23 protein-coding genes and 1 tRNA gene are annotated in these 26,281 nt (G+C 70.1%); 13 read left to right on the top strand and 11 right to left on the bottom strand.

The genetic code is table 11. From position 1 onward, the window contains the following. Positions 1-2 precede the first annotated feature (2 nt). Positions 3-665 (bottom strand): MarR family winged helix-turn-helix transcriptional regulator, encoded by a 663-nt coding sequence (locus tag OG584_RS19300; RefSeq protein ID WP_405779453.1) that lies wholly within the window; start codon positions 663-665, stop codon positions 3-5. Between the two features lie 429 nt (positions 666-1,094). Here OG584_RS19300 and OG584_RS19295 point away from each other — a divergent pair, with 429 nt between their 5' ends. From OG584_RS19295 to OG584_RS19285, 3 genes are all read left to right on the top strand, one after another. After that, on the top strand, positions 1,095-3,047 hold the full coding sequence (locus tag OG584_RS19295) for a chloride channel protein (RefSeq protein ID WP_405779451.1): 1,953 nt from the start codon (positions 1,095-1,097) through the stop codon (positions 3,045-3,047). Positions 3,048-3,432: 385 nt separating this feature from the next. Next, positions 3,433-5,349, top strand: a complete 1,917-nt coding sequence (locus OG584_RS19290; RefSeq protein WP_405784149.1) for an alpha-L-fucosidase — start codon at positions 3,433-3,435, stop codon at positions 5,347-5,349. 91 nt (positions 5,350-5,440) lie between these two features. Further along, the gene (locus tag OG584_RS19285) at positions 5,441-6,010 is read left to right on the top strand and encodes a DinB family protein (protein WP_405779449.1); all 570 of its coding nucleotides are present in this window, start codon (positions 5,441-5,443) and stop codon (positions 6,008-6,010) included. A 130-nt stretch (positions 6,011-6,140) separates the two neighbouring features. Here the strand turns inward: OG584_RS19285 and OG584_RS19280 are convergent, their stop codons facing one another. Together OG584_RS19280 and OG584_RS19275 are read right to left on the bottom strand one after the other, a co-directional pair. After that, the gene (locus tag OG584_RS19280; RefSeq protein WP_405779447.1) at positions 6,141-6,887 is read right to left on the bottom strand and encodes a dienelactone hydrolase family protein; all 747 of its coding nucleotides are present in this window, start codon (positions 6,885-6,887) and stop codon (positions 6,141-6,143) included. Between the two features lie 472 nt (positions 6,888-7,359). Further along, positions 7,360-7,692 (bottom strand): MerR family transcriptional regulator, encoded by a 333-nt coding sequence (locus OG584_RS19275; protein ID WP_405779445.1) that lies wholly within the window; start codon positions 7,690-7,692, stop codon positions 7,360-7,362. Positions 7,693-8,336: 644 nt separating this feature from the next. Here OG584_RS19275 and OG584_RS19270 point away from each other — a divergent pair. The 7 genes from OG584_RS19270 to OG584_RS19240 all read left to right on the top strand — a co-directional run bounded on the left by OG584_RS19270 (position 8,337) and on the right by OG584_RS19240 (position 14,787). Beyond that, positions 8,337-8,753: an ATP-binding protein gene (locus tag OG584_RS19270; RefSeq protein ID WP_405779443.1), complete on the top strand. Its 417-nt coding sequence runs from the start codon at positions 8,337-8,339 to the stop codon at positions 8,751-8,753. Positions 8,754-9,713: 960 nt separating this feature from the next. After that, on the top strand, positions 9,714-10,052 hold the full coding sequence (locus OG584_RS19265) for a MerR family transcriptional regulator (RefSeq protein ID WP_405779441.1): 339 nt from the start codon (positions 9,714-9,716) through the stop codon (positions 10,050-10,052). 349 nt (positions 10,053-10,401) lie between these two features. Further along, positions 10,402-10,605, top strand: coding sequence for a cold-shock protein (locus OG584_RS19260; protein ID WP_405779439.1), 204 nt, complete (start codon positions 10,402-10,404; stop codon positions 10,603-10,605). Between the two features lie 489 nt (positions 10,606-11,094). Beyond that, a complete protein-coding gene (locus tag OG584_RS19255; protein ID WP_405784147.1) occupies positions 11,095-11,898 on the top strand; it encodes an alpha/beta fold hydrolase in 804 nt (267 codons plus the stop codon). Continuing rightward, on the top strand, positions 11,898-13,175 hold the full coding sequence (locus OG584_RS19250) for a PP2C family protein-serine/threonine phosphatase (RefSeq protein WP_405784145.1): 1,278 nt from the start codon (positions 11,898-11,900) through the stop codon (positions 13,173-13,175). Before OG584_RS19255 ends, OG584_RS19250 begins: the two co-directional genes overlap by 1 nt. Continuing rightward, entirely contained in the window at positions 13,172-13,525 is a 354-nt protein-coding gene (locus OG584_RS19245) for an STAS domain-containing protein (protein WP_405779438.1), read from the top strand. Before OG584_RS19250 ends, OG584_RS19245 begins: the two co-directional genes overlap by 4 nt. Positions 13,526-13,611: 86 nt before the next feature. After that, positions 13,612-14,787: a copper resistance D family protein gene (locus OG584_RS19240; protein WP_405779436.1), complete on the top strand. Its 1,176-nt coding sequence runs from the start codon at positions 13,612-13,614 to the stop codon at positions 14,785-14,787. A 214-nt stretch (positions 14,788-15,001) separates the two neighbouring features. Here OG584_RS19240 and OG584_RS19235 read toward each other — a convergent pair whose 3' ends face one another. Together OG584_RS19235 and OG584_RS19230 are read right to left on the bottom strand one after the other, a co-directional pair. Further along, entirely contained in the window at positions 15,002-16,078 is a 1,077-nt protein-coding gene (locus tag OG584_RS19235; RefSeq protein WP_405779434.1) for a sodium:calcium antiporter, read from the bottom strand. A 409-nt stretch (positions 16,079-16,487) separates the two neighbouring features. Then, positions 16,488-16,561 (bottom strand) — tRNA-Thr (locus tag OG584_RS19230). Positions 16,562-16,742: 181 nt separating this feature from the next. Here OG584_RS19230 and OG584_RS19225 point away from each other — a divergent pair. The 3 genes from OG584_RS19225 (at position 16,743) to OG584_RS19215 (ending at position 19,387) form a co-directional block, all read left to right on the top strand. Next, complete coding sequence (locus OG584_RS19225) at positions 16,743-17,876, top strand: ABC transporter ATP-binding protein (RefSeq protein ID WP_405779432.1); 1,134 nt, start codon at positions 16,743-16,745, stop codon at positions 17,874-17,876. 204 nt (positions 17,877-18,080) lie between these two features. Beyond that, entirely contained in the window at positions 18,081-18,494 is a 414-nt protein-coding gene (locus tag OG584_RS19220) for a hypothetical protein (protein WP_266855551.1), read from the top strand. Between the two features lie 152 nt (positions 18,495-18,646). Beyond that, on the top strand, positions 18,647-19,387 hold the full coding sequence (locus tag OG584_RS19215; RefSeq protein ID WP_405779431.1) for an NDP-sugar synthase: 741 nt from the start codon (positions 18,647-18,649) through the stop codon (positions 19,385-19,387). A 152-nt stretch (positions 19,388-19,539) separates the two neighbouring features. Here OG584_RS19215 and OG584_RS19210 read toward each other — a convergent pair whose 3' ends face one another. The 6 genes from OG584_RS19210 to ispD form a co-directional block, all read right to left on the bottom strand. Then, positions 19,540-21,171, bottom strand: a complete 1,632-nt coding sequence (locus tag OG584_RS19210; RefSeq protein WP_405779429.1) for a DoxX family membrane protein — start codon at positions 21,169-21,171, stop codon at positions 19,540-19,542. Positions 21,172-21,462: 291 nt separating this feature from the next. Then, positions 21,463-22,419 (bottom strand): 23S rRNA (guanosine(2251)-2'-O)-methyltransferase RlmB, encoded by a 957-nt coding sequence (gene rlmB, locus OG584_RS19205; RefSeq protein ID WP_405779427.1) that lies wholly within the window; start codon positions 22,417-22,419, stop codon positions 21,463-21,465. 72 nt (positions 22,420-22,491) lie between these two features. Next, a complete protein-coding gene (cysS, locus tag OG584_RS19200) occupies positions 22,492-23,892 on the bottom strand; it encodes a cysteine--tRNA ligase (RefSeq protein ID WP_405779426.1) in 1,401 nt (466 codons plus the stop codon). 222 nt (positions 23,893-24,114) lie between these two features. Beyond that, on the bottom strand, positions 24,115-24,519 hold the full coding sequence (locus tag OG584_RS19195; protein WP_405779424.1) for a PPOX class F420-dependent oxidoreductase: 405 nt from the start codon (positions 24,517-24,519) through the stop codon (positions 24,115-24,117). Positions 24,520-24,907: 388 nt separating this feature from the next. Further along, positions 24,908-25,402 (bottom strand): 2-C-methyl-D-erythritol 2,4-cyclodiphosphate synthase, encoded by a 495-nt coding sequence (gene ispF, locus OG584_RS19190; RefSeq protein WP_405779423.1) that lies wholly within the window; start codon positions 25,400-25,402, stop codon positions 24,908-24,910. Next, a complete protein-coding gene (ispD, locus tag OG584_RS19185) occupies positions 25,392-26,246 on the bottom strand; it encodes a 2-C-methyl-D-erythritol 4-phosphate cytidylyltransferase (protein ID WP_405779422.1) in 855 nt (284 codons plus the stop codon). The genes ispF and ispD overlap by 11 nt, the downstream gene beginning before the upstream one ends. Between the last annotated feature and the right edge of the window lie 35 nt (positions 26,247-26,281).

Below are 26,281 nucleotides of genomic sequence, written 5' to 3'. Positions count from 1 at the left end.
GTTCAGGACCCGGTGCCGCCCGTGCGCGCGTCCGCGACATCCGGTACGTCCGCGATATCCATGACATCGGTGGCACCCGGTACGCCCGCGGCCTCAGTGGCGGCCCTGCTCTCGGTGGTGCCCGATGCGTCCGTGGCGTCCGATGCGTCCGTGGCGTCCGGCGCACCGGCCGGGCCTGGCGCCGGGCTCTCCGCGGCGCGGGTCAGGGCCCGGAGACCCGCGACGAGGCCGGACCGTACGTCCACCGGCAGCCGGCCCACCAGAGCGGCGACTTCCCGGTGCCGGTGCTCCAGAACCGTCCGCACCAGCCCCGCGCCCTCGTCGGTGGTCCGCAGGACGACCTCCCGGCGGTTGCCCGGATTGACCTTGCGGTCCACCAGTCCGCCGGCCTCCAGCCGGTCGACCATCCGCATCGCCGTCGACGCGTTGACCTCAAGCGCGGCTGCCAGCGCCGCGAGCTTCACGGGCCCGCTGGAGTCCAGTACCACCAGCGTCCGCAACTGCGGCAGGGTCAGCGCGCTTCCGACCTCGGCGAGCGCGCGAGCCGAGAGCCCGACGAGCAGCCGCGCGGCGGCCATCACCGCCGCGGTGACCTCGTCGGTCTCGTCCGTGGGTGCTGCCAGGTCCCCGGCCCGGCTGTCAGCCGTCGCCTGCTCGCCCGTCATGCGGTCCGTCCACCGTTCCCGACCGCCGGCTTTCCACCCGGGCGGTCCTGTCCGCCGGGCTGTCCACCCGGCTGCTCATCAGGCCGTTCATCAGGCTGTTCACGAGACCGCAACCATCATTGCAGTGTGCAATGGTAGCCTGGGTCCCGCTCAATCAGTCATCTCGGATCAGTCGTCCCATCCGCACCACACCCCACCAGTATCCGGGCAGCCACCGACGGCGCCTCCCGCGCCCCGGCCCCGCCCATCCTCGTTCTGCCGCCCTCCGCACAGGGCATCGGCAGCTCCCGGGCAATGACGCCCGATCCCGCCATCACGCAGGTCACACGCAGGGCGCCGGCACTGCCGCACACGCGGTACGCCGACGACCCCACTTCCGTGCGCCCGTGACGGCACTGCCCCTGCCCGCACCACCGACGGAGGAACCCCGTGAGCCAGCATGCCCCTGCCCCGAAACCGGCCCGCGTCCCAGGACAGCTGCCACCCCCGCAGAAGATCAAGAGCCTGGGCGACTTCCACGTTCCGCCGCGGGTCGCGCTGATCGCCGTCCTCGCCGTACCGGTCGGCGCGGCCGCCGCGCTGGTCGCCGTGGGCCTGCTCAAGCTGATCGCGCTGTTCACCAACCTCTGCTTCCACGGCCAGTTCTCCTTCGGCACCTCCACACCGGGCTCCACCTCGCACTGGTGGCTGATCCTCTTCATGCCCATCGTGGGCGGGCTGGTCATCGGCGTGATGGCGCGCTACGGGTCGGAGAAGATCCGCGGTCACGGCATGCCGGAAGCCATCGAGTCGATCCTGGTCGGCGGCAGCAAGGTGCAGCCCCGGGTGGCCGTGCTCAAACCGGTGTCGTCCGCCATCAGCATCGGCACCGGCGGCCCCTTCGGCGCCGAGGGGCCGATCATCATGACCGGCGGCGCGGTCGGCTCGATACTCGCCCAGTTCCTCCACGTCACCACCGACGAACGCAAGACGCTGCTGGTCGCAGGGTCCGCCGCCGGCATGGCCGCCACCTTCAACTCCCCCCTGGCCGCGATCCTGCTCGCCGTCGAACTGCTGCTCTTCGAGTGGCGTCCGCGCTCGTACATCCCCGTCGCGCTCGCCGCGGTCACCGCGACCCTGGTCCGCGAACCGATCCTGGGCAGCGCCCCGCTCTTCGGCGGCGCCCATGTCCCGGCCCAGCTGCCCCTCTCCGCGTACGGCCTGTGCCTGGTCTCCGGACTCGGTGCCGGGCTGCTCGCGCTCGGCGCCACCGCCCTCGTGTACTTCTCGGAGGACATGTTCGCCAAGCTCCCGCTGCACTGGATGTGGTGGCCCGCCATCGGCGGCCTGATCATCGGCGTCGGCGGGCTCATCGAGCCCCGCGCGCTCGGCGTCGGTTACGACGTCATCGACCAGCTCCTCACCGGCCGGGCCACCGTGGGCCTGATCATCGGCATCCTCGTGGTCAAGACCCTCATCTGGGGGCTTTCGCTCGGCTCGGGGACCTCAGGAGGCGTGCTCGCCCCGATGTTCATGATCGGCGGTGCGCTGGGCGCAGCCGAGGGGCTGATCTTCCCCTCCGTGAGTCCCGGCTTCTGGGCTCTGGTCTCGCTGGCCGGCGTGCTCGGCGGAGTCATGCGCTCCCCGCTGACCGGCATCGTCTTCTGCCTCGAACTGACCCACGAGATGAACGCGATGCTCCCCATGGTGATCACCGCTTCCTCCGCGTACCTCCTCTCGGTGATCATCCTCAAACGGTCCGTCCTCACCGAGAAGATCGCCCGCAGGGGGCTGCACCTCACCCGGGAGTACTCCGTGGACCCCCTGGAGGTCCATCTCGTACGGCAGCTCGAATCACCCATCACCGCCACGTTCCGCACCGACGAGACCGTCGCCGACATCAAGCGGGAGCTGACGGCTCCGCACGGCAGCCATGACGTCGACGGATTCCTCGCTCAGCGGCTCTACCCCGTGATGGACGCGGCGGGGCACCTGGCCGGTGTCGTCACCCGCTCCGACTTCCTGTTCAGCTCGCTCGACGACCCGACCCCGCTCGGCGATCTGGCCCGCCCGGCCGTGACCGCGTACCCCGACGAGACACTGCGGACCATCGCCAACCGCATGGCCACGCACCACGTCACCCGGGTCGTGATCATCGACCGGGCCGATCCCGACCGGCTCGAAGGGCTGCTGAGTCTGCGCCAGCTCCTTGAGGCCCGCCGGATAGATCTGCACGAGGAGCACCACGCCGAACGCTTCTTCAGCCTCGTGCCGCGCCGCTTCCAGCGCTCCGCCACAGCGGTGCCTGCCCCCACCCCGGTGGTGGCCGGCTCGGGTACAGCCGCCTCCGGGCAGGCCCGCCTGCCGGAGAAGCCGAAGCCCGGAGCCGCACCGCGTCCGTAACACCCGGCCCCGCAGCAACACACCACGTGCGGCGCCCCCATTGGGGGGCGCCGCACGTCTGCGAGCCGCCGCCACGGGACCTGTCCGGGCCGGTCCGCACGTTCCGGGACGCATGCCTCGAACGGAACGCATGACAGGCGAAGTTGAGCCGGAACGCGGGAAGCGGTCCGTGGCCGTGGAGCCGGCCGTGAGGGGTGGCCGCCGCGTACAGCGGCCGGCCCCTCACAGCTGTTCCCGTACGCACCCTTGTCAAGGCGCCCGGACGCGCACCAGACTGCTGCCCGACAGACAGACATTGGATGTCTAGACCATTCGTTCCACTCTGCGTCCACGGACCGAAGGAGCACTCATGGGAACGCCTGTCGGGCGACGAAACGTACTGGCCATGGGGGTAGGTGTCGCTACCTTGCCACTCCTGAACGCCGCACCCGCAGCCGCCTCCGCCACGAAGGGCAGCCCCAGCAGCCCCCTGCTCGGAAAAGATCGGACTACTGCCGCACCGGCTTCCACGCCTGGGTCCGCACGGTCGTCCGCATCACAGATCGCCGTCGATGCGTCCGACACCCCGGACACCATCGTCCGGAAGGCAGCACATGTCGTTCCCCGGCCCTCTCAAGTCGCTTGGCAGCAGCGGGAGGTGACCGCCTTCACGCACTTCGGAATGAACACCTTCACCGACCGCGAATGGGGTTCGGGAGCCGAGGACGAAGCGACGTTCGACCCCTCCGGGATGGACGCCGACCAGTGGATGCGTGCGTACAAGGCGGCAGGCGCCCGTCAGGTGATGTTCACGGCCAAGCACCACGACGGCTTCGTCCTCTTCCCCACCCGCTACACCAACCACTCAGTCATCGCCAGCCCTTGGTGGATCCGCACCGACGGCTGTTCCCAGGCCGAGCAGGACGCGACCGCCAAGGCCCGCGACGGGGCCGAGGCCCATCGCTCCGACGACTCCGCCGCCTACTGGCGGGCCCGGAACGCCGGCTGCCGCAACCCGCAGGGCGACGTTCTCGGCACCTACCTCAAGGCGGCCCGCCGGGCCGGCCTCCGGGTCGGGGTCTACCTCTCCCCCGCCGACGGCTCCGAGCAACCACACGCCTGGCACGCCCAGTACGTCGAGCAGATCCGCGCGAAGCAGGCGTCGGGGCAGTCCCTCAGCATCGAGGAGCAAGCCACGCTCGACGACGGCGACCGCGCCCCCGGCGGGCAGGGCCGCTACGGCAGCGGAAGCGCGGTCGTCCGCCGTACGATCCCGACGCTCGTCCCGGACGACGACCGGGCCGACGCGCTCGCCGCACACCGGATCCCGTCCTTCACCGTGCGGGCCGACGACTACAACGCGTACTACCTCAACCAGCTCTACGAGCTGTTCACGCAGTACGGCCCCATCGACGAACTGTGGCTCGACGGCGCCAACCCCTGGACCGACGCGGGAATCACCGAGAAGTACGACTTCACCGCCTGGTTCCGGCTCATCCACGCGCTCTCACCGGACACCGTGACCTTCGCGGGCCCGCAGGGGACCCGCTGGATAGGCAACGAGGACGGAGTGGGCCGCGCCACGGAATGGAGCGTCACCCCCGCCACCGCCGACCCCGCCACCGCGCACGGCGAAGGACTGCTCCCGGACGGCGCCGGCGCCGCCGACATCGGATCGCGCGACAAGATCACCGCACCCGGGGTCGAGTACCTCCAGTGGTTCCCGGCCGAGGCGGACGTCTCGCTGCGGCCGGGCTGGTTCTTCCACGCCGACGAGAAACCGAAGACACCCCAGCAACTGCTCACGATCTACGAGGAGTCGGTGGGCCGCAACGCCGTACTGCTGCTCAACGTCCCGCCGGGCCCCGACGGCCGCATCGCCGCACCCGACGTGGCATCGCTCACCGCGTTCGGCGACTCCGTCACCGCGACATACGGCCCCAACCTGCTCACCGCAGGACGCGGCCGCCGCGACCCCGTACTGCGCACCCTGACGGACGGCCGCCTCACCACCTCCTGGTCACCGGCCCACGCGGCCACCACGGGCTCCGTCACGCTGAACATGTCCGCGCACCGCGCCTTCGACCGCGTCAGGCTCGGCGAGGACATCACGCGGGGCCAGCAGGTGGAGCGCTTCGCGGTCGACATCTGGACCGGCACCGCCTGGCAGCAGACCGCTACCGGCACCACCATCGGTTACGCCCGCATCCTGGCCCTGCCCGCACCGGTGAGCACCGACCGAGTCCGGATCAGGATCCTCCAGGCCCGCACCACCCCGCGCCTCGCGTCGGCGGCACTCCACCTGAACGTGGCACCGAAGTAGCCGGGCGGCGTCCCGAGCCCCGTCGATGGCCGCCGGACCAGGCACGAGGGAGGGGTGGCGGCCGGTGGAGCGGCCGACTATCCTCCTGCCGGTGAGCGAATCAACTCCCGTACCTGCCCCCGCACCTGAAGCATCCGCAGACCTCGCCGAGGCGGCGGCGCTGCGCTCCGTCCTGGAGCGCAACCGGCGGACGTTCGCCTGGAAGACGTCGGGGCTCGACGCGAAGGCGCTGGGCGCGACGACGGCCGCCAGCTCCATGACGCTCGGCGGCCTCGTCAAGCATGTGGCCCTGGTCGAGGCGGACTGGCTGGCTGTGAAGCTGGCGGGCCACGAGTACGGAGCCCCCTGGGACGCCGTGGACTTCGACGCCGACCCGGACTGGGAATGGCGCACCGGAGCGCTGGACTCGCCGGACGACGTGTACGCGGTGTGGCGGGACGCAGTCGAGCGCTCGCGTGAACTCGTGGCTCAGGTCGTCAAGGAGCGCGGGCTCGACGGACCGGCAGCCTTCACCTGGCCGGACGGCCGCACCCCCACCGTCCGCGACATGCTCCTGGACATGATCGAGGAGTACGCCCGGCACACGGGCCACGCCGACCTCCTCCGCGAGGCGGTCGACGGCCGCGTGGGCGAGGGCGCGCCGAAGGACTTCACCTTCTAGGTGTACTGACCCGTAGCGTGGCCCGCCCTGCCCCACCGGACAGGGCCGGCCACGGTTCGCCTTGGGAACCGTCCGGAATCACGTACGTCTCGTACGTCGTGTGTTCCAGGTCCGGTGGCGAGCCAGGGCCTCAGCCGTGGACCAGGGCGCGGTCCAGGAGGGTGAGCAGGCGGTCCCAGTGGTGCCGCAGCGCGGCGGGGTCGAAGGCGTCGGTGTCGGCCATGGTGAAGCCGTGGACGGTGCCGGGGTAGATCTCGGAGGTGTACTCAACACCCGCGGCGTCCAGGGCCTCGTTGAGCTCGCCGACGGCCTCGGGCGTCATGTCGGTTTCGGCGTGTCCCAGGTGGACCTGGGCGGTGAGCGTGGAGAAGAGGCGGCGCAGGCCGTCGGGCCCGTCGGCGCCCACGGGGCTGTGGAATCCGGCGACGGCGGCCACCTGGCCGGGGTACGCCACGGCGGTGCGCATCGCCAGCAGACCGCCGATGCAGTAGCCGGTCACCGCGACCGGTCCCGCGCCGACCTCGGGCTGGGCGGTGAGAAAGCTGAGGTAGGCGTCGGCGTCGCTCAGGACTCGCTCGGTGGTGTGCGCCTCGATCAGGGGCATCAGCTGGGCGATGGCCGCGGTCCTGGCCTCTTCTCCGATGTACTCGGGAAGCTCGATCACCGGCGTCGGGCCCTGCCGGTAGAAGAAGTTGGGGACGAGCACGTAATACCCGTGCACGGCCAGTTCGAGAGCCATCTCCCGCAGCACGGGCCGGATGCCGAAGGCGTCCCCGTACATCAGCACCCCTGGGTGCCGCTCGCCGTCGTCGGGGAACGCCGCGAAGGCGTCGGCCCGACCGTCCGCGGTGGGAATCTGCACTGTCTTGATGGGCAAGTTCTTCCTTCCGTCGCCGCCTTCCCCGTCGGCTCGGCGCTCACGGTGGCCGAGATCAACGAGGTGAGCGTCCACGGGACGTTACCGTTCCCGGAGGAGGCGGAGGACGCGATCATCGAATCGGGCGTCCGGCCTCCCAGCAGGTATGCGCGCCGCGCTGATCCACTCGCGCGGACAGGGCGCGAACCCGGCCCGCGGGTCGGAATCGCGGCCACGTCCGGCCACCTGGAACGCACCGGCCCGGCACCGTTGGGGGGGGTGGCGTGGGCGGCATCGGCCGGTTCGATGTCCGGCACGTCGCAGCCCCTTCACAGGCCGGCGTCGGCCGCCGGGCAGTGGTCATGGATCCGCCCTCCGCGGTGAGAGGCTCCGGCGATGTCGCCGCCGGAGCCGTCTGCGTGTGGAACGGGGTGTGAGGCGCCACTTCCTGAACCGTCACCGCGAACCGGCCGCCCGGCGGCGGCGGCCCGGCTCAGGTGCTGGAGTGCGGCTCGGCGGCGGCCCGGCGGTGTTCCTCGTTGATGCGCTGCGCTTCTTCGAGCTGGTCTTCGAGGATGACGATGCGGCAGGCGGCGTCGACCGGAGTGCCCTGGTCGACGAGTTCGCGTGCGCGGGCGGCGATGCGCAGCTGGTAGCGCGAGTAGCGGCGGTGACCGCCCTCCGAGCGCAGCGGGGTGATCAGACGGGCTTCGCCGATCGCCCGCAGGAAGGCCGGGGTGGTGCCGAGCATCTCGGCTGCGCGCCCCATGGTGTAGGCGGGGTAGTCGTCGTCATCGAGCGGGCCGAGCGGGTCTTCTGCGGTCATTTGCACCTCTGTCCGGGAAACGCGTCGAGGGGCTCTGGTGCCGTACGGCACCAGAGCCCCGAGGGATTGAACACCACCTGCCGGCCTACTGCGACACCGGCCTTCTTGTTCCGCACCGTCTCCGAGGGGGATGGGGCGTGTGCGGGGATCGCGGATGCGTGACCGTGGGACCACCTTCCGTTTCGGGGCCTGCGGTACCCGAGCCGACTGCTCGGGCGATCCTGATGGTGTTTGCTCCTCCTTCTGTTCTTTCTGCTGATCAACTGCTTGCACGTGGTCCTGCGGACCGTGCGGCCCCTGATGAGCCGCCGACCCGACAACCAGCGGGGAGACCCCGAGAGCCTTCCGGCCTCACCACTCCGCTGTCGTGCCATCACTGCCGTGTTCCTGCGTGCACGGCAGTGCGTCCCTGCCGTGCCTTTTTCGATCTCTTGGCTACGAGGAAGACACTACCCACGCACACTCCGCATGTCTACTCCCGCCATGACAGATTTCTTACTGGGATGAGTGCCGGGCTTCTGACATCCCCGCAAGGCGAATGCCGCACCGGAGTGGCGGTTAAAAGGTGTGAAGGCCACTTGAGGGGGCATGCAGGCTGTCACTGTCCCGAGCGGCACAACCGATCACAGGTGGGGTGTACGCGCATGAACAGCACGATGATCGCCATCGCCTCGGCGCCTCCCGCGCCGACCGTGGTACGAGGCGACAGCACCGGCAGCATCCACCGGGCCCGTGAGGCCACCCGCGCTTTCGCCGACGGCCTCAGCCCGGCCCCGGACCCAGCCTCGGTGGAGGCTCTCGTCCTGGCAGTCTCCGAGCTCGCCACCAACGCCCTGCGCCACGGTGGCGGCCGGTACTCGCTCGAACTCTCCACCGATACCGCCACCATGACCGCCGCGGTCAGCGATCCCAGCCCGGCTCCGCCACACGAACGGACGCCCGACCTCAACGACGGCACCGGCGGCTTCGGCTGGCACATGGTCCGCAGCCTCACCAGGGAGCTGACCGTCACGCCGGGGCCCGGATCCGGTAAAACCATCCACGCCAGGCTCAACCGGTAACGGACGGCGGTGACACCGGCCGCCGCCGAGCCGGCCACGGCCGACGCACCAGCGAGACCCTCCGGCCCTTGCCCGTGCCGCGCCGTACGCCGCATCGCCGTACGCCCCGTGCCGCACCGGCCGGGAGAACGACCGCGGTCCCAGCGCGGGGGCGCACCGCGAGGCCCACGCGAATGCGCCGACGGGCCGAGACGTACCGGTGCAGCGCCCGTCACGCCCCTTCGGCCGCCGAGGCTGACTATCTCTCCATGGCACACATGGAAATCTGTTCTCGCCGGAGTAGACATTGGGGCACGCTCCGGTTATGGTTTCTCTCGTAGCCCAGAGAGACAGCAGGGCCCGACAGAGACGAACTGCCGGGCAGCAGTACAGGTAGTCGCAGGGCGGTGCGGTGGTGGAGTTCCGAAGCCAGGGTTGTCGCAGGGCGGCGACGGGACTGACGACCGGACCGGGTGGCCCGCAGTAATCAGGGGCCGCCGCGAGCAGTACCGAAGTGGCAGTACCCGTAGGCGCAGTACTCAGCAGTGAAGTCAGGTGAGCAGTACCTCGGTGAAGGCGTCGGCTGCGGGCGCGCGCACCGGGAAGTTCGGCAGTGGGGTTCCAAGCCAGAGCAGACGCAGGACGGGCGACGGGGCTGGCTGCCGGAGAGTGGCGCTGCCGCAGGCCACTGAGCAATCCGGTATTCACCAGCAGTGATCCCAGAGGGAAGAACGGAGGAGCCAGGCGCCATCAGGATCGCCCGGGAGGAATCCTTGAGCCCGGGTACCGCAGGACATCGATAGTGAGGTGGTCTCCGGTCAAGCAACCGCGATCCCCGCGCCCCCGACAACTTCCAGGTCGGGTCAGCGGAAACAGAAGGCCGGCGCAGTAGCAGGGCCGGCAGATGGTGTAGCAGTTCCTTCGGGGCCCTGGTGCCACATGGCACCAGGGCCCCTCCACGCGTTCCGTGAGAGAGGTGCAATGACAGCAGGCGACTCGTTCGGCCGTCTCGACGACGACGACTACCCCGCGTACACCATGGGCCGGGCCGCCGCGATGCTCGGCACCACTCAGGGCTTCCTCCGCGCCATCGGCGAAGCCCGTCTGATCACCCCGCTGCGCTCGGAGGGCGGTCACCGCCGCTACTCGCGCTACCAGCTGCGCATCGCCGCCCGTGCACGCGAACTCGTCGACCAGGGCACCCCGATCGAGGCCGCCTGCCGCATCGTCATCCTCGAAGACCAGCTCGAAGAAGCGCAGCGCATCAACGAGGAACACCGCAGAACCGCCGAATCGGTGAAACCGCCTCCGGCGGACTGAAGCGGTCGCGGGGACGGCTGAAACGGTGAAACGCACTGATCATCCGGAATATTGCGCCCCACACGGGCCAATAGCTGCGACCGCGACGTGAGGATTTAAGATGCCGTGCCGGGAGTGTTCTTACCCCAACGAACGGAATGGAATTACTTAACAGACTCGAACCGCTATACCATGCTACTGTCGGCTGGAGTTGTGGTTGTGGTTTCCCAGACGTCAAGCGCCTCCGACGGCACATTCAGCCGCCGGGAGCGCTTTTTCATTTCCGGTCATTTCCGGTCGGGGCATCATTACGGCGACCCGGTGTCCGTGCATTACGGACTTCGGCACACTGCCCCAGAGGAGATACAACATGGCATCCGGCACCGTGAAGTGGTTCAACGCAGCCAAGGGGTTCGGCTTCATCGAGCAGGACGGCGGTGGCGCCGACGTCTTCGCCCACTTCTCGAACATCGCCGCCGAGGGCTACCGCGAGCTGCTCGAAGGCCAGAAGGTCACCTTCGACATCGCGGCGGGCCAGAAGGGGCCGACGGCCGAGAACATCGTTCCCGCCTGACACACGCGCCCCGCGCTACGGCTTTTCAGGGCTGATGCCCAGCAGCTGGGGAACACGGCGCCGGCCACAGGTTCTCCCGCAGTGGCTTCAGCTGCGGGAAACACCTCCCCCGGACCCCGGCCCCTCCCCCCGAGGGCGCGGGCCTGTCCGGTAAATACACCCGTACCGAATTACGAATTCCAGTCCACCGCCATTCATTCAGCCACCCGCACCCGATCCCGAATACGCCCCGAAATTCACCCCGTGCCAGCTCAGCTTCCCCATCCCATTCGGCCCGTTCCTGTGAATCCCTGCCCCTCCCCCTGCACGCGGGAATTCCATTGATACGTGCCGTATCCAGGAAGGTCCCGAATGAATCCGACACCCGCGAACGACCCCGCCGCATATAACCGCAGCCGGCCCGGTGGACCCGCTTTCGACACCGGCGCCGATTCGGGCCGGGGAAGCCACGTCGGCTCGTCCGGCGCGAGCAGTGGGAAAGTGCCGGGCGTGGACGTCCGGCGCAGGAACAACGTCACCGTCACCGGCCGTGCGGACGGGCCGGTACTCCTGCTGGCGCACGGATTCGGCTGCGATCAGAACATGTGGCGCCTGGTGCTCCCCCTGCTGGCCAAGGATTTCCGGGTGGTGCTCTTCGACTACGTGGGCTCGGGACGCTCGGACCCATCGGCCTGGAGCGAGCAGCGCTACAGCTCCTTGCAGGGCTACGCCCGCGACGTTCTGGACGTCTGCGAGGAGCTGGATCTGCGGGACGCGATCTTCGTGGGGCATTCGGTCAGCGCCATGGTCGGCGTGCTCGCGGCGGCCGAAGCACCCCAGTGGTTCTCCCGCCTTGTGATGGTGGCTCCCTCACCCCGCTACATCGACGAGGCCGGGTATCGGGGCGGTTTCAGCGCGGACGACATCGGCGAACTGCTGGAGTCGCTGGAGTCGAACTACCTGGGCTGGTCGGCGGCGATGGCCCCGGTGATCATGGGGAACGCGGAACGGCCGGAGCTCGGCCAGGAACTGACGGCCTCGTTCTGCGCCACCGATCCGGACATGGCCAGGGTCTTCGCCCGAACGACGTTCCTGTCGGACACCCGCGAAGATCTCAAGTCGGTGGCTGTTCCGACGCTGGTGCTGGAATGCAAGCAGGACGCGATCGCCCCCCGCGAGGTCGGTGCGTACGTCCATGCCGCGATCCCCGGCAGCCGTCTGGTCACGCTGGACGCGACGGGGCACTGTCCGCAGCTGAGCGCTCCGCAGGCCACCGCTGAGGCGATCGCCGACTTCGCCGACGTGGCCCGATGATGGGCCCCACCGATCAGGATCCGGGCCGGGAGCAGGACGTGGACGCCACCGATGTGGCCTTCACCGCTCTGCTGGAGGACAGCGCGGAGGAGCTGTACGAGCAGGCTCCGTGCGGCTACATGTCGACGCTGATGGACGGCACCATCGCGAAGATCAACACCACCCTGCTGGAATGGCTGGGGCTCTCGCGGCGCCAGGTGGTGGGCCGGATACGGTTTTCCGACCTGCTCACCGTGGGCGGCAAGCTCTACCACGAGACGCACTTCGCCCCGCTGTTGCAGATGAACGGCGAGGCCAGCGGTATCGCCCTGGACATCAAGACCGCCGACGGGCAGCGGATGCCGGTACTGGTCACCTCAAAGGTGAAGACCAGCGACAACGGCGAGCCGATGCTCGTACGCACCACGCTCTTCGATGCCCGCGACCGCCGCGCCTACGAGACCGAGCTGCTTCGCGGACGTCAAGTCGCCGAAGAAGCGCGGCTGCAGGCCGAGGCCGACCGCCGGCGCCTCCAGGAAGCTCTCGCCGTCCTCCAGCAGAGCCTGCTGCCCGCCGAGTTGCCCACGGTCCCGGGCCTGGAGGCCAGTTCCTACTACCACATCGCCTCTCCGGATCTTCTCGGCGGAGACTTCTACGACCTGTTCCCCCTGGGTGCAGACCGGTGGGCGTTCTTCCTCGGTGACGTGTGCGGCAAAGGCCCCCAGGCCGCCGCGGTCACCTCCCTGACCCGCTACACACTGCGGGCGGCCGCCCTGCACGACCCCGACCCCGTCACCGTACTGACCACCTTGAACACCGTGCTGCACGAGCGGTACGCCAGCGGCGAGGCCCGCTACTGCACCGCCGTGTTCGGCGTCCTCAGCCCCGGCAGTGACGGCGTCAGCGTGCACCTGGCCTCCGGCGGCCACCCCTCCGCGCTGATCCAGCGCGCCGACGGCAGCGCACACGACCTGCCCACCCCCGGCGGCATGCTCATCGGAGCCCTGCCTCAGGCGCAGTTCACCCCCGCCCGCACCCAGTTGCTCCCCGGCGACACCCTGCTGCTCTACACCGACGGCCTGACCGAAGCCCGCCCCGGAGCCGACCGCGAGCTCTACGGGGATGACGCCCTGCGCGCTTTCATAGCCGCCCAGCCGCCGGCCGGCCCGCAGGCCCTGGTCACCGCGCTGACCGGACTGCTCACCAGCTTCGGCGACGGACTCGACGACGACACCGCGCTCCTCGCCCTCGGGATGCCCACCCGGCTCCCCACCCCCGGGAGTGAAGAGCCGACATGAGTCCGCTGACCATCACCGCCCGAGACGCCGCCACTGGTCCCGTACTCGAGATCACCGGCGACGTGGACCATATGACGGCACCCGAACTCCGCCGGGCCGTGGGCCGTCTCGCGCCTGCTGCCGGCCAACTACTGGTCCTGGATCTGGCCGGCCTGGGACTCTGCGACTCCAGCGGCATCTCCGCTCTGCTGGCGGCCCGCAGTCTGGCCGCAGAACGAAACGCCGATATCGCCCTGGCCGCTGTCCCCGCCGACATCCTCCGGATCCTGCGCATCGTCGGCCTGGACCGAGTCTTCGCCCTCCACCCCGACGCCTCAGCAGCCACCAACTCCGACTCGACGGCGCACTGATCAGCGCCATCGCGCTGCCCGCACCTTCACCGTCCGCCCCGGTCAGCGACACCGCCCTTGCCTTTAACTTAGGCTAGCCTTACCTTATGACCACACTGTTGCTGGCCGCGGACACGGCCGGATACGCCTTGCCCACAGCCTGGCGAGCCCTGACCAAGACGGGCTACTTCATCGGCCTGACCGGCTCCATCGGCGGACTCATCACCTACGCGGCCACCGTCCGGCCCGCACTCAGGGTGGCAACGGACACCTCCGACGACGTCGCCGTACTGCGCCACCGGTCAGCGGTCTGCCTCGCCTGGTCCGGCGTGGTGCTGCTGGTGGCCGGGTACTTCCAGCTCGCCGCGCGCGTGGCCAGGGCAAGCACGGGCACACCGTTCGCCGACGCCCTCACCCCCGGACACATATGGCAGTTCCTGCGGGCACCAGCCGACAAAGGTGCCTGGGTCGCACAAGGCACCCTCTTCCTCGTGCAGAACGTCGTCCTCCTCGTCACCGCGGCCGCTCTCATGGCCCTGTTCACGCGGGGCGCGCGGCGCCGGCTGGAGCCCATCGCCCTCACCGCTCTGCCGCTCGCACTGGCGGTGACGCTGATAACGGCTCTCCCGGCCACTGCCACGCAGACCGCGGACGACGTGCTGGACCTGGTCTTCACCCAGATCCACATCATCAGCGGCACGGTGTGGCTCGGCGGACTGGTCATGCTGAGCGTCCTCGCCGCCGCCCGGCGCCACTTGAGCCCGGACGCCGGTCTGCTCTGGACCGACATGTGGCGCCGATTCAGCCTCGTCGCGATGATCTGCGTCGCCGGTGTCGTCATCTCGGGCCTCTGGATGAGCTGGGAACACGTCGGCAGCATCAGCCAGTTCTGGACCACCGGCTACGGCCTCGTTCTGCTCGTCAAGATCGTCCTCGTTCTGGGACTGGTCACCGCGGGCGCCTTCAACCAGTTCTGGCTGATGCCCCGCATGACCAGAGCCCGCGGTGCGGGCGAGACCGCCTCCCTCTTCCACCTGACGCTCCGGCACTTCCCCAGAGTCGTCTGGGGCGAGGTAGCGCTCGGCCTGGCCGTCCTCGTAGTGGTCCCTTTCCTCTCCGGGTCCGCTCGCGGGGAAGCCGGTGGCCCGCAGGCCGAGCCGACAGCGGGCATCTTCGCCGCGGGCGTGGCACTCGCACTCGCACTCGCGTTGTCCCTCTACGCCACAGCCAAGGCATCGGACGCCCTCTCCCGTCGGCCGGCTGTCATCGCCGACCCCGCCTGACCTGCCTGGCTGTCGCCCCAGCGACCCCACCGTACGGATGCCCAACCCCCGCCGGGCGCCGCTCACATGGGCCCACCCCGTCGGAGCACGGCTCACATGACGTCCGCCTGCTCGGACCGGGCCACCCGGGCCTCGCCCTCCCCGGGGAGGGGTCCGCCGGGCGACGCGGCCAGCCGCAAGCACGGGGGGAGGGCCGCCCTCAGCACGGCGCCGGTCAGCTGAGGATCGGGACGAGGCCGACGGCGAAGACGACGTAGAAACCGGCCGCCACCGTGAGGCGAGCGGGGGTGAGCCGGTGGGCGCGCATGGTGAGCAGCAGGTAGACGATGGCCGCCATGGTGATCAGCCCGGCCCACAGCAGGGCGCCGTCGAACTTCCAGGTGGTGAAGAGCAGACCGAGTCCGCTGGGGACGGTCGCCTGGATCATCATCGCGCCGGAGATGTTGGCCAGGGCGAGCTTCGTCTTGCCCTGGCGGACCCAGATGACCGCGTTCATGATCTCGGGCAGTTCTGTAGCGACCGGCGAGAGCAGCAGGGCGGTGACGGCCGCGGACAGGCCCAGCATCGGGCCGATGGCATCGAGCTGCCTGACGAACAGCTGGGAGGCCAAGAAGATCACGACCAGGGTGGCGAGTGTCTGCACGACCACGGCCCAGGTGGCCGGGGAGGCCGCCCTGGGCCGGAGCTTGAGCGGCTCCAGCTCCTCGTCCTCCTCGTCGTCCTCGTCGCCGCCACGGATCTCGCGCCAGAAGTAGACGGCGTACGCGGCGAAGAACAGCAGCCCCAGGGTCGGCTTGAACGCGAAGGCGACCAGACCCAGCGCGACCTTCACGACGAAGATCGGCAGGAACCACTTCTGGTCCTTGGCCAGGCGGCGCATGTCCTTCTCGTCACCCAGCGCCTGGTCCTCCCGCTCCGCGCGGCTGTCCGGCATCCCGGTGGTCGCGAGGATGCGGGCCTTCTCCTTACGGCGCTTGAGAAGCAGCATCGCTCCGGTGACGCCGTAGGCGACGGTGGCCAGCGCCAGTGGCCCGCCCATGGCCGCGCCGACGCCGATGTTCTTGGCTTCCTCGCTGCCGCCGGTGGTCACGGCGACCAGGGTGACCACGGACTCGGGCAGGGCAGTGCCGAACGCGGCCAGGATGGTGCCGACGGCCATCTTGCCGACGTTCAGACGCCGGCCCAGCCATTCGACGGCGTTGACGAACCACTCGCACGAGAGGTAGATCGCCACCGCGCACACGATGAGCAACACAAAATGGATCACACTGATCAGCCAGCTTTCCCGCATCGCGGAAACCTGGGAAAGACGCGCAGAGAGGGTTGCGGCGTACGACCTCGGCCCCGCGACGCGCGTACGTCGTCGACAAGGAACCGAAGGTCTCGCCCGCCCGGCAGATTCTGCACGAGCCCGGCCACCGGGAACCGCAAGGGCTCCAGCATGTCGACGACCGGTTTGCGGGGCTACTCCCCTTCGCAGCCGTCCACTGTACACAGCTGGGGTACGGGCCTGGACGCGATGGTGGCGGCCGCAGTACGCCTCGCTCCGCAGGGGTAACGCCTTCGCACCCCGGCCCGGAGCGCCGTCCGAGACCAGAGCTGAGACCGCCGACCGCGAAGCGCCCGGCTCCCGACGCCGCCGATGCGTCCTCCGACGACAGAAGCCCAGGTCACGGGATACGTGACCTGGGCTTCCACAGAGCCCCCTATCGGATTCGAACCGATGACCTACGCATTACAAGTGCGTTGCTCTGGCCAGCTGAGCTAAGGAGGCGCGTCGGAGCATTCTAACCGCACTGCGGACGCTGCCACGTCCGGAATTTACCCGGCCCGGAACTACTGACAGACCGCAAAGCGCCAGGTAGCGTCTCGGGACAGTTCACCCGTGTGGACTACACCACTCACCTTTACTCGGATCGTCCGGCACGTTCCTGCCGGTGAAGGAGCACACGCTCATGGCAACAGTCACGTTCGACAAGGCGACCCGGATATACCCCGGATCCACCAAGCCCGCCGTGGACGCGCTGGAAATCGATGTCGAGGACGGCGAGTTCCTCGTCCTCGTCGGTCCTTCCGGCTGCGGCAAGTCGACCTCCCTGCGCATGCTCGCGGGTCTTGAGGACGTCAACGGCGGAGCGATCCGCATCGGCGACCGCGACGTCACGCACCTTCCGCCGAAGGACCGCGACATCGCGATGGTGTTCCAGAACTACGCGCTGTACCCGCACATGACTGTCGCGGACAACATGGGCTTCGCCCTCAAGATCGCCGGTATCAACAAGACCGAGATCCGCGCCAAGGTCGAAGAGGCCGCGAAGATCCTCGACCTCAGCGACTACCTGGACCGCAAGCCGAAGGCGCTCTCCGGCGGTCAGCGTCAGCGTGTCGCGATGGGCCGCGCCATTGTGCGTGAGCCGCAGGTCTTCCTCATGGACGAGCCGCTGTCGAACCTCGACGCCAAGCTCCGCGTCTCGACCCGTACGCAGATCGCGTCGCTCCAGCGCCGCCTCGGCATCACCACGGTGTACGTCACGCACGACCAGGTCGAGGCCATGACCATGGGCGACCGCGTCGTCGTGCTGAAGGACGGCCTGCTCCAGCAGATCGACTCGCCGCGCAACATGTACGACCGCCCCAACAACCTCTTCGTCGCCGGATTCATCGGCTCCCCGGCCATGAACCTGGTCGAGGTCCCGATCACCGACGGCGGCGTGAAGTTCGGCAACAGCGTCGTCCCGGTCTCCCGTGAGGCGCTCGCCGCCGCGTCCGAGAAGGGCGACACCACGGTCACGGTCGGCGTCCGCCCGGAGCACTTCGAGGTCGTCGAGCACGACGAGGTCCCGAAGTCGCTCACCAAGGAGAGCGCCGAGGCCCCGGCCGGCCTGGCGGTCGCCGTCAACGTCGTCGAGGAGCTCGGCGCCGACGGCTACGTCTACGGCTCCGCCGAGGTGAACGGCGTGGACAAGGAACTCGTGGTCCGTGTCAACGGCCGCAAGGTCCCGGACAAGGGCACCAAGCTCCACGTCGTCCCGCGTACCGGCGAGATCCACGTCTTCTCGACCTCGACCGGCGAGCGCCTCAGCGGCTGACGGTCGCCCCGACGGATCGCGTACCGCGGCCTCGCGCCTCCTCTGAAGGAGGCGCGGGGCCGCGGCGCGTTGTCGACAAATACCCCGGCAGAGCGGGCATTTCACGGCGGGCGTCAACACCTGATTCGAAAAGCAAACTCGAACCATCCCCCGCACGAGTGACTAAATGTCGCCAAATCATCACCGACCGCTACGCTCCACAGCGTGACCCACACAGCCCGCCGAATCGGCCGAACTCTCGCACTCGTCCTGCCCGTCGTCCTGGTTCTCTCCGGGACGCTCGCGGTCACCCGCGTCCCGTGGGCAGGCACCTCCAACGGCTCGCAGATGCTGACCGCCTCCACCAAGGAGGTGTCGGTGCGCGCCAAGACCCGTACGCCCCAGGACATTCTGCGTGACAAGCTCCTCACCGAGCTCCAGGAGAAGGACCCGGGCAAGGCGCTCACGCACCTCCAGCGCGAGGTCGAGAGCCGTCCGTCCCTGGCGAGCCACTGCATGTCGATCGCCCGCTCGCTGGGCCGTGCAGCCGTCGAGCGGTACGGGCCGACGCGTGCCCAGTCGTTCTCGCGCCCGGTCTGCGACACCTCCTTCGCGTACGGGGTGGCACACCAGCACTGACGCCCGCCACAGGCCGCCACAGGCAACGCGGTGCAGCCCCGGCCTCGGGGCCGGCCGCCCTTCCCAGCAGGGCAGCGGCCCGCCGAGCGGCTGAGCACCGCCGCCGCCGAACACCGTCGTCGTGAGGCGCACCAGGTCGTATGGTGCGCCTCATGACGACGACCCCTGATCCACACCACGTACACGCGACGCCCACCCAGGCCGTGGTCCTGGCGGGCGGCCAGGGTTCCCGGCTGCGCCCGTACACCGACGACCGTCCCAAGCCGATGGTCGAGATCCCGGGCACCGGTACGCCGATCATCGGCCATCAGCTGGCCTGGCTGGCATCCGAAGGCGTCACCGATGCCGTCATCTCCTGCGGCCATCTCGCCGAGGTGCTCCAGGAGTGGCTGGACAGCGCCGAACTGCCCCTGCGCGTCACGACCGTCGTCGAGTCCGAGCCGCTCGGTCGCGGCGGCGGCCTGAAGTACGCCGCCGTACATCTGCCACAGCCGGACCAGCCCTGGTACGCGACGAACGGCGACATCTGGACGCGCTTCTCACTGCGCGAGATGGCCGCCTTCCACGCGGAGCGCGACGCCGTCGCCACGCTCGCCCTCGCCCGCCCCCGGATCCCGTGGGGCGCAGTCGAGACGGACCAGTTCGGGCATGTACTCGACTTCATCGAGTCGCCCCCTTCGCCGTACCTCATCAACGCCGGCGTGTACGTCTTCTCCGCGGGCTTCACGGCCCTGCTCCCGGACCGCGGGGACCACGAGCGGTCCACGTTCCCTCGGCTGGCCCGCGAACGCAGGCTGGCCGGGTATCCGCTCCCGCACGGCGCCTACTGGCGGGCCATCGACACCGCCAAAGACCTCACCGAGGCGGCGAAGGAGCTCGGCGGCCAGGGCTGAACGGACTGCTCAACAGGACTGCGCGAGGAAGGCCGCTCGGCGGCGCCGGGGCGCGGTCAGCACCGCGGCATGCGTGAGGGGCGGCCACTCGCGGCGGCCGCCCCTCACCGACTCCGTACCTCAGCTCAAGCCGTCGTACGCGGAGTCCTCCGTCAGCCGAGAAGGCCGCCGATCGGGTTCTTGTTGCCACCGCCGCCGGACGAACTGCCGCCCTGGCCCCCGCCCGATGTGCTGGAGCCACCGGCCGTGCCGCCTCCGCCGCTGCTCGTACCGCCCGCGGCCGAGGGGCCCGCGCTGGTCGCCGCGGGCGGCGGCGGGGCCTGCTGCTGTTGTTGCTGCTGCTGTTCCGACGGCTGCTGCTGCCCGGTGCCCTGGGTCTGGCTGGGCTGCTGCCGGCCCGTGGATCCGGCTGTCGCGCTCTCCCGGACCGCGCCGGGCGCCGACTGCTTCGCCGAGGGACGCGCGGTGCCGCTCGCGGACGGCGAGGGGGACCTCGACGTGCGCTGCTGTGTCGGACTGCCCGAGGCGCCCGGCTCCTGCGGCAGCGGCTGTCCCGGAAGCCGGTTGGTGGGGTCGGTGTTCGGACCCGGCACGGTCACGACCTGGGCGGAGCGTACGGCGCCGCCCAGAAGCGCGCCGATGATCAGCGTCAGCCCCACGACGAGCGACGCGACGACGGCGCCGCGCCGCAGTACCCGCCTCCGCAGGTCCGCGAGTTCGGAACGCGGCCCGAGCGTGCGCCATGCCTCGCCCGCGAGGCGGCCGTCGATCGAGTAGACCGGGGCGCCCGCAATGATCAGCGGGGACCAGGCCGCGAGGTAGATGATGTCCGGCGCGTCGTACACCGGTACGGTCCGCCAGCTGACGGTGACGACCAGCGCCGCGGAGAGCAGCGCGCCGAAGACCGCGGCGAACCGCTGCCAGAGTCCGAGTACGGTCAGCACCCCGACGACGACCTGCAGGAACGCGATGGTCAGACCCGCACCCACCGGATGCGAGAGCGCGAAGTCCCGGAGCGGCTCCGCCAGGGCCCAAGGGTGCAGGGAGTGCAGCCACTTGACCATGGAGCCGCGTTCGCCGCCGTCGAAGTAGACCGGGTCGCAGAGCTTGCCCATACCGGCGTACATCGAGATGAACCCGAGGAACACGCGGAGCGGGAGCAGCACCACACCGAGGTTCATCCGGCGGCCCGGGTAATACGCGTGGCGGATGCCGTCCTGGCCGGACCGCTGGAGGTCCTCACGGCTTCCGGCGCCGTCGGCGCCGTAGCCGAGGCCGTCGTCGAACGCGTCGTCCGCGTCGTCGGCCCGGCCGGAGTAGCGCTCCTGCTCGTCGTACGCGCCGACGGCCTCACGCATCCTGGGCAGCAACTGGGTGCCGGGGCCCTCGCCTCCGGGGCCGCCGCGCGGCGGGCCGTCCGCTCCGCCGACGCCGACGCGGGGGATGACCTGGGTGGCTCCCGCGTCGTGGCCGGACGCGTAACCGACCTCCTGAACGCCGGAGTTCCGCACGGCCTGGAGGAGTCTGATCGCCCCGGTGTCGTCAGGGGCTGACTTTCCACTCCACACGACAGGCGCGCGGCGCCGCGCGCCCGCGCCGGCGGCCGCGGGGACCCTTGCCGTGCCCTTCGGACCCGAACCGGCGGGCCTGCGAATCGAGTTCGGTGCGAGCTGCACCCGGAAGCTGGCGTGGTTGACGACGACCTGTGCGGGATCGCACGGCACCTTGACCATGCTCAGCGCGGGCAGGTCGTCGAACCCGGGTGTTCTGGTGTCCACGCTCATCTAACCGAGTGACACAGGTTTAGGACACTGCCTTGACGCTCCGGATCTGTCCGCGACCCGTCAACAGGCGTTGCCCACAAGGCGAAGCGCCGGCCGGCGGACCACCCCGGCAGGGGCAAACCAGCGGCAGCCACCGGCTCCGGATGCGGCAGGCAGAGCCAGGAGCAACAGCACAACAACAGCCCGGTCACGTACCGTCCATGGACGCGGACGGTACGTGACCGGGCTGCGCAGCGTGCCGCGTGCTACGTGCCGCGTGCGGGCTGCCTTGTGCGGCGTGCCGCGTGCGGCTCAGGCCCGGCGGCGCGCGGCCTCGTACAGGACGATGCCCGCGGCCACGCCCGCGTTCAGCGACTCGGCGCCACCCGGCATCGGAATCCGCACCCGGTAGTCACAGGTCTCGCCGACGAGCCGGCCGAGCCCCTTGCCCTCACTGCCGATGACGATGACGACCGGGCCGCCCAGAGCCGCCAGGTCCTGCACCTCGTGCTCGCCGTCGGCCGCCAGGCCGACGACCGTGATACCGGCCTTCTGGTAGCTCTCCAGCGCCCGCGTCAGGTTGGTGACGCGGGAGACCGGCGTACGCGCGGCCGTGCCCGCCGAGGACTTCCAGGCGCCCGCCGTCATGCCGGCCGCCCGGCGCTCGGGGACGACCACGCCGTGGCCGCCGAAAGCGGACACGGAGCGCACGATCGCGCCGAGGTTCCGCGGGTCCGTCACACCGTCGAGGGCGACGATCAGCGGGTCCTCGTTGGCGTCGTACGCGGCGGATGTGAGGTCCTCGGGGTGCGCGTACTCGTACGGCGGGACCTGGAGGACGAGGCCCTGGTGGTTCAGGCCGTTCGTCATCCGGTCCAGCTCCGGGCGCGGGGCCTCCATCAGGTTGATGTTGCCGCGCTGCCCGGCGAGCTGGAGCGCCTCGCGCACCCGCTCGTCGTTGTCGATGTACTGCTGGACGTAGAGGGTCACCGCCGGGACGCCGTCGCGCAGCGCCTCGTAGACCGGGTTGCGGCCGACGACCATCTCGGACGTGCCCTTGGCCCCGCCCCTGCGTGGCGCGGGACGGCGGGCCGCGGCCTGCCGTGCCTGGGCGCCCGCGACGCGGTTCTTCTTGTGCCCCTTGCGTTCGGACGCGGGGGGCGTCGGGCCCTTCCCTTCCAGGCCGCGGCGTCGCTGGCCCCCGCTGCCGACCTGCGCGCCCTTCTTGTTGGACGTGCGGCGGTTCCTGCGCTGGCTGTTCCCGGCCATGACCTACCTGTTTCTTTGCTGCTCAGTACGTACTACGTATAGGAAAGTGTGCCGCGAACGGCGTCCGAGTGCTCACCGCGGGCCGAGAGTCCAGCGCGGACCGTTCTGGCCGTCCTCGATGACCAGGCCCGACTGCTGGAGCTGGTCCCGGATCGCGTCCGCCGTGGCCCAGTCCTTGCGGGACCTGGCGGACTCGCGCTGTTCGAGCACGAGCCGGACCAGAGTGTCCACCGCCCCGTGCAGGTCGTCACCTCGGTCGCCGTCGCCCGCCCAGTGTTCGTCGAGCGGGTCGAGACCGAGAACGCCCAGCATGGCCCGTACCTCCGCGAGCCGGGCGACGGCTTCTTCCTTGTCGTCGGCCGCGAGTGCGGAATTGCCCTGGCGGACCGTGGTGTGGACGACCGCGAGCGCCTGCGGTACACCCATGTCGTCGTCCATGGCCTCGGCAAAGGCGGGCGGCACCTCGGCGGCCGGAGCGACCGCTCCCCCGGCCTTCTCGACGACCCGCTGGACGAAGCCCTCGATGCGGGCGAAGGCCGACTCCGCCTCCCGCAGTGCCTCTTCGCTGTACTCGATCATCGAGCGGTAGTGCGGGGTGCCGAGGTAGTAGCGCAGGACGATCGGGCGCCACTGCTTGACCATCTCGCTGACCAGCACCGAGTTGCCCAGCGACTTGGACATCTTCTCGCCGCTCATGGTGACCCAGGCGTTGTGCAGCCAGTAGGCCGCGAAGTCGTCTCCGTAAGCCTTGGACTGCGCGATCTCGTTCTCGTGGTGCGGGAAGATCAGGTCGAGCCCGCCGCCGTGGATGTCGAAGGCGCTGCCCAGGTACTTGTGGGCCATCGCGGAGCACTCCAGGTGCCAGCCGGGCCTTCCGGGGCCCCACGGGGTCTCCCAGGACGGCTCACCGGGCTTGACGGACTTCCACATGGCGAAGTCGCGCGGGTCGCGCTTGCCGGTCACGCCGTCCTCGGCGGGCTGGCGCATCTCGTCGAGGTCCTGGTTGGAGAGCTGGAGATACCCGTCGTACGAGCGCACGTCGAAGTAGACGTTGCCGTCGGCCTCGTATGCGTGACCGCGCTCGATGAGCACGCGCATCATCTCGATCATCTCGGTCATGTGACCGGTGGCACGCGGTTCGTAGGTGACCGGCAGGCAGCCGAGCACGTCGTACCCGGTGTTGAACGCGCGCTCGTTCTCGTAGCCGATCGACCACCAGGGGCGGTTCTGCTCCGCGGCCTTCTTGATGATCTTGTCGTCGATGTCCGTGACGTTCCGGATGAACGTGACCTCGTACCCGCGGTAGGCGAACCAGCGGCGCATGATGTCGAAATTCAGCCCGGACCTGATGTGCCCGATGTGCGGGGCCGCCTGCACCGTGGCGCCACAGAGGTAGATCGAGACACAGCCCGCTGTGAGCGGAACGAAGTCACGGATCTGCCGGGCGCTGGTGTCGTACAGACGAATAGTCACTGCACCAGGGTAGTGGCCCCATACCAGTGCCCCGCGACCCTTTGGCCGACGGGGCATGGAAGTGTGACGCAACAGTGCTCCGGGGCGCCCGTCCGGCGGCTCGTGACCGGCCGCCGGACGGGAGCTCGGGCCCACGTCCGGGCGGGCGCTCCGGCGGGCTCTCTTGCGGGTTCTCGGGCGGGCCGGAACGGGATCGCGCCTCGGATTCCGCGGGGTCGTGCCTCAGATACTGCCCACGACCTTGCGCGGGGTGATCCTGACGACGACCCGGGTGCCGTCGTTGGCGGAGTCCGGGTTGAACTCGGCGTACGGCTTTCCCTGGTACTTCAGCGCCAGCTCGTCGATCAGCTCCTGGCCGCCCTCGGTGGTGAGCGTCGCGGTGCCCCGGATCTCGGCGTACGAGTAGGGGGCGTCGGCGGGCTGCAGCAGCACCGTCACCCGCGGGTCGCGGCGCAGGTTCTTCTCCTTGCGGCGGTCGGCCGTCGTCGAGATCAGGACATCGTTGCCGTCCCGCTTGACCCAGACCGGGCTCACCTGGGGGCTGCCGTCGGGCTGGATGGTGGCGATGTTGACGAAGACGGGGCTGTCGAGGAGTTCCTTGAGCTTGTCGCTGAGTACGGCAGACACGTGCTGGCCTCCGGGGTACGGAACGGATGGTCGAACGGATCGTGGAGCAAACAGACGGTGGAACAAGAGCTTGCGCTCCCATGCCTACCCCAACAGCCGGCCCCGGACCCGGCTCCAAACGTCGCGCCGCGCAGGTACGGGGCCCTCTGCGTATGCACGGGGCTCGGGGTGCGGGGGCGAGAGGGGCGGGGCGCGGCCCCCAAGGCGGGGCGCGGCTCCCAAGGCGGGGCGCGGCTCCCAAGGCGGGGCGCGGCTCCCAAGGCGGCCCGCAGGCCGAGCCGACCGCAGGTCGAGCGGACCGCAGGCCCGAGCACGCCGCAGGTTCCTGCGGACGGCTGCCCCCGTGCGGCTCCTGCGACCGGCCCCGTCCGGCCGGCGGGCACGGCTCCTACGTACGGACCACCAGGGCCGTGGCGATGGCGGCGAGGCCTTCGCCACGGCCGGTGAAGCCGAGTCCGTCACTGGTGGCCGCCGACACCGAGACCGGCGCTCCGGCAGCCTCCGAGAGGACCTGCTGCGCCTCGTCCCTGCGCTTGCCGATCTTCGGCCGGCCGCCGACCACCTGGACGGCCACATTGCCGATGGTGAACCCCTCGGCGCGGACGATGCGGGCGGCCTCGGTGAGCAGGGTGAGCCCGGATGCCCCGGACCACTCGGGGCGGCCGGTGCCGAAGTGGGCCCCGAGATCGCCGATACCGGCGGCGGAGAACAGTGCGTTGCAGGCGGCGTGGGCGACCACGTCCGCGTCGGAGTGCCCGGCGAGACCGGGGCCCTCGCCCTCCCAGCGAAGGCCGGCGCACCACAGCTCGCGCCCCTCGTCGAAAGCGTGGATATCGGTCCCGATACCGACCTGCGGCAAGACCATCGGCACGTCAGAAGCCATTGTTTTCCCTCCTGCGGGCGAGAACCGCCTCAGCCAGGACCAGGTCCAGTGGCCTGGTCACCTTGAATGCCTCTTCGTGTCCGGGGACGACCACGACCTGCACCCCGAGCTGCTCGACCATGCTCGCGTCGTCGGTGACGTCGTGGGTGACCGTGGCGTGCGCGCGGGCGAGCAGCGCGCGGTCGAAGCCCTGCGGCGTCTGTACGGCGCGCAGCAGGGCCCGCACCGGGGTGGCGACGACCGGTTCGGGGGCGCCTCCCGTCCGCGGCTCGACCTGCTTGACGGTGTCGGCGAGCGGGAGGGCGGGAACGACCGCGGGGGCGCCGTTCCGTACCGCCGCGATCACCGCGTCCACGGTGCCGACGGGCACGAGCGGTCGGGCCGCGTCGTGCACCAGCACCGTGCTGACGCTCCCGGGGAGTACACCGATCCCGAGCCGCACGGACTCCTGCCGGGTGTCGCCGCCGGGGACGACGAGGAGCTCGGTGCCCGCGGGGCAGAGGTGCCCGGCCAGCAGTGCCTCGACCTCCGCTGCACCGTCCGGCGGGGCCACGACGACCACGAGGGAGACGGCACGTGATCCGGCCATCGCCCGCACGGCGTGGACCAGCATGGGTGTTCCGTCGATGGCGCGGAGCGCCTTGGGAGCGCCGGGGCCGAGCCGGACACCGCGGCCGGCGGCGGGGATCACGGCGGCAGTGGTGTGGCCTGCTCCGGCCGCACGCTCGGCGCGGGGTCCGGTACGGGATCCTGGGCCTGCGCCGTCGCTGGATCCGGTACGGGATCCGTCGCTGGATCCGTCGCTGGATCCGGTACGGGAATGGTGTCCGGGCTCGTCTGACATCGATTGCGCGTTCAGGGTTTGTGTCCTCAGCCGGC

Origin of the sequence: Streptomyces sp. NBC_00859, assembly GCF_045161865.1 — a bacterium.
In the GTDB taxonomy this organism is placed as follows: Bacteria; Actinomycetota; Actinomycetes; order Streptomycetales; family Streptomycetaceae; genus Streptomyces.
Note: the sequence above shows the minus strand (reverse complement) of the source record. Positions and strands in the feature narration are given on the sequence as shown.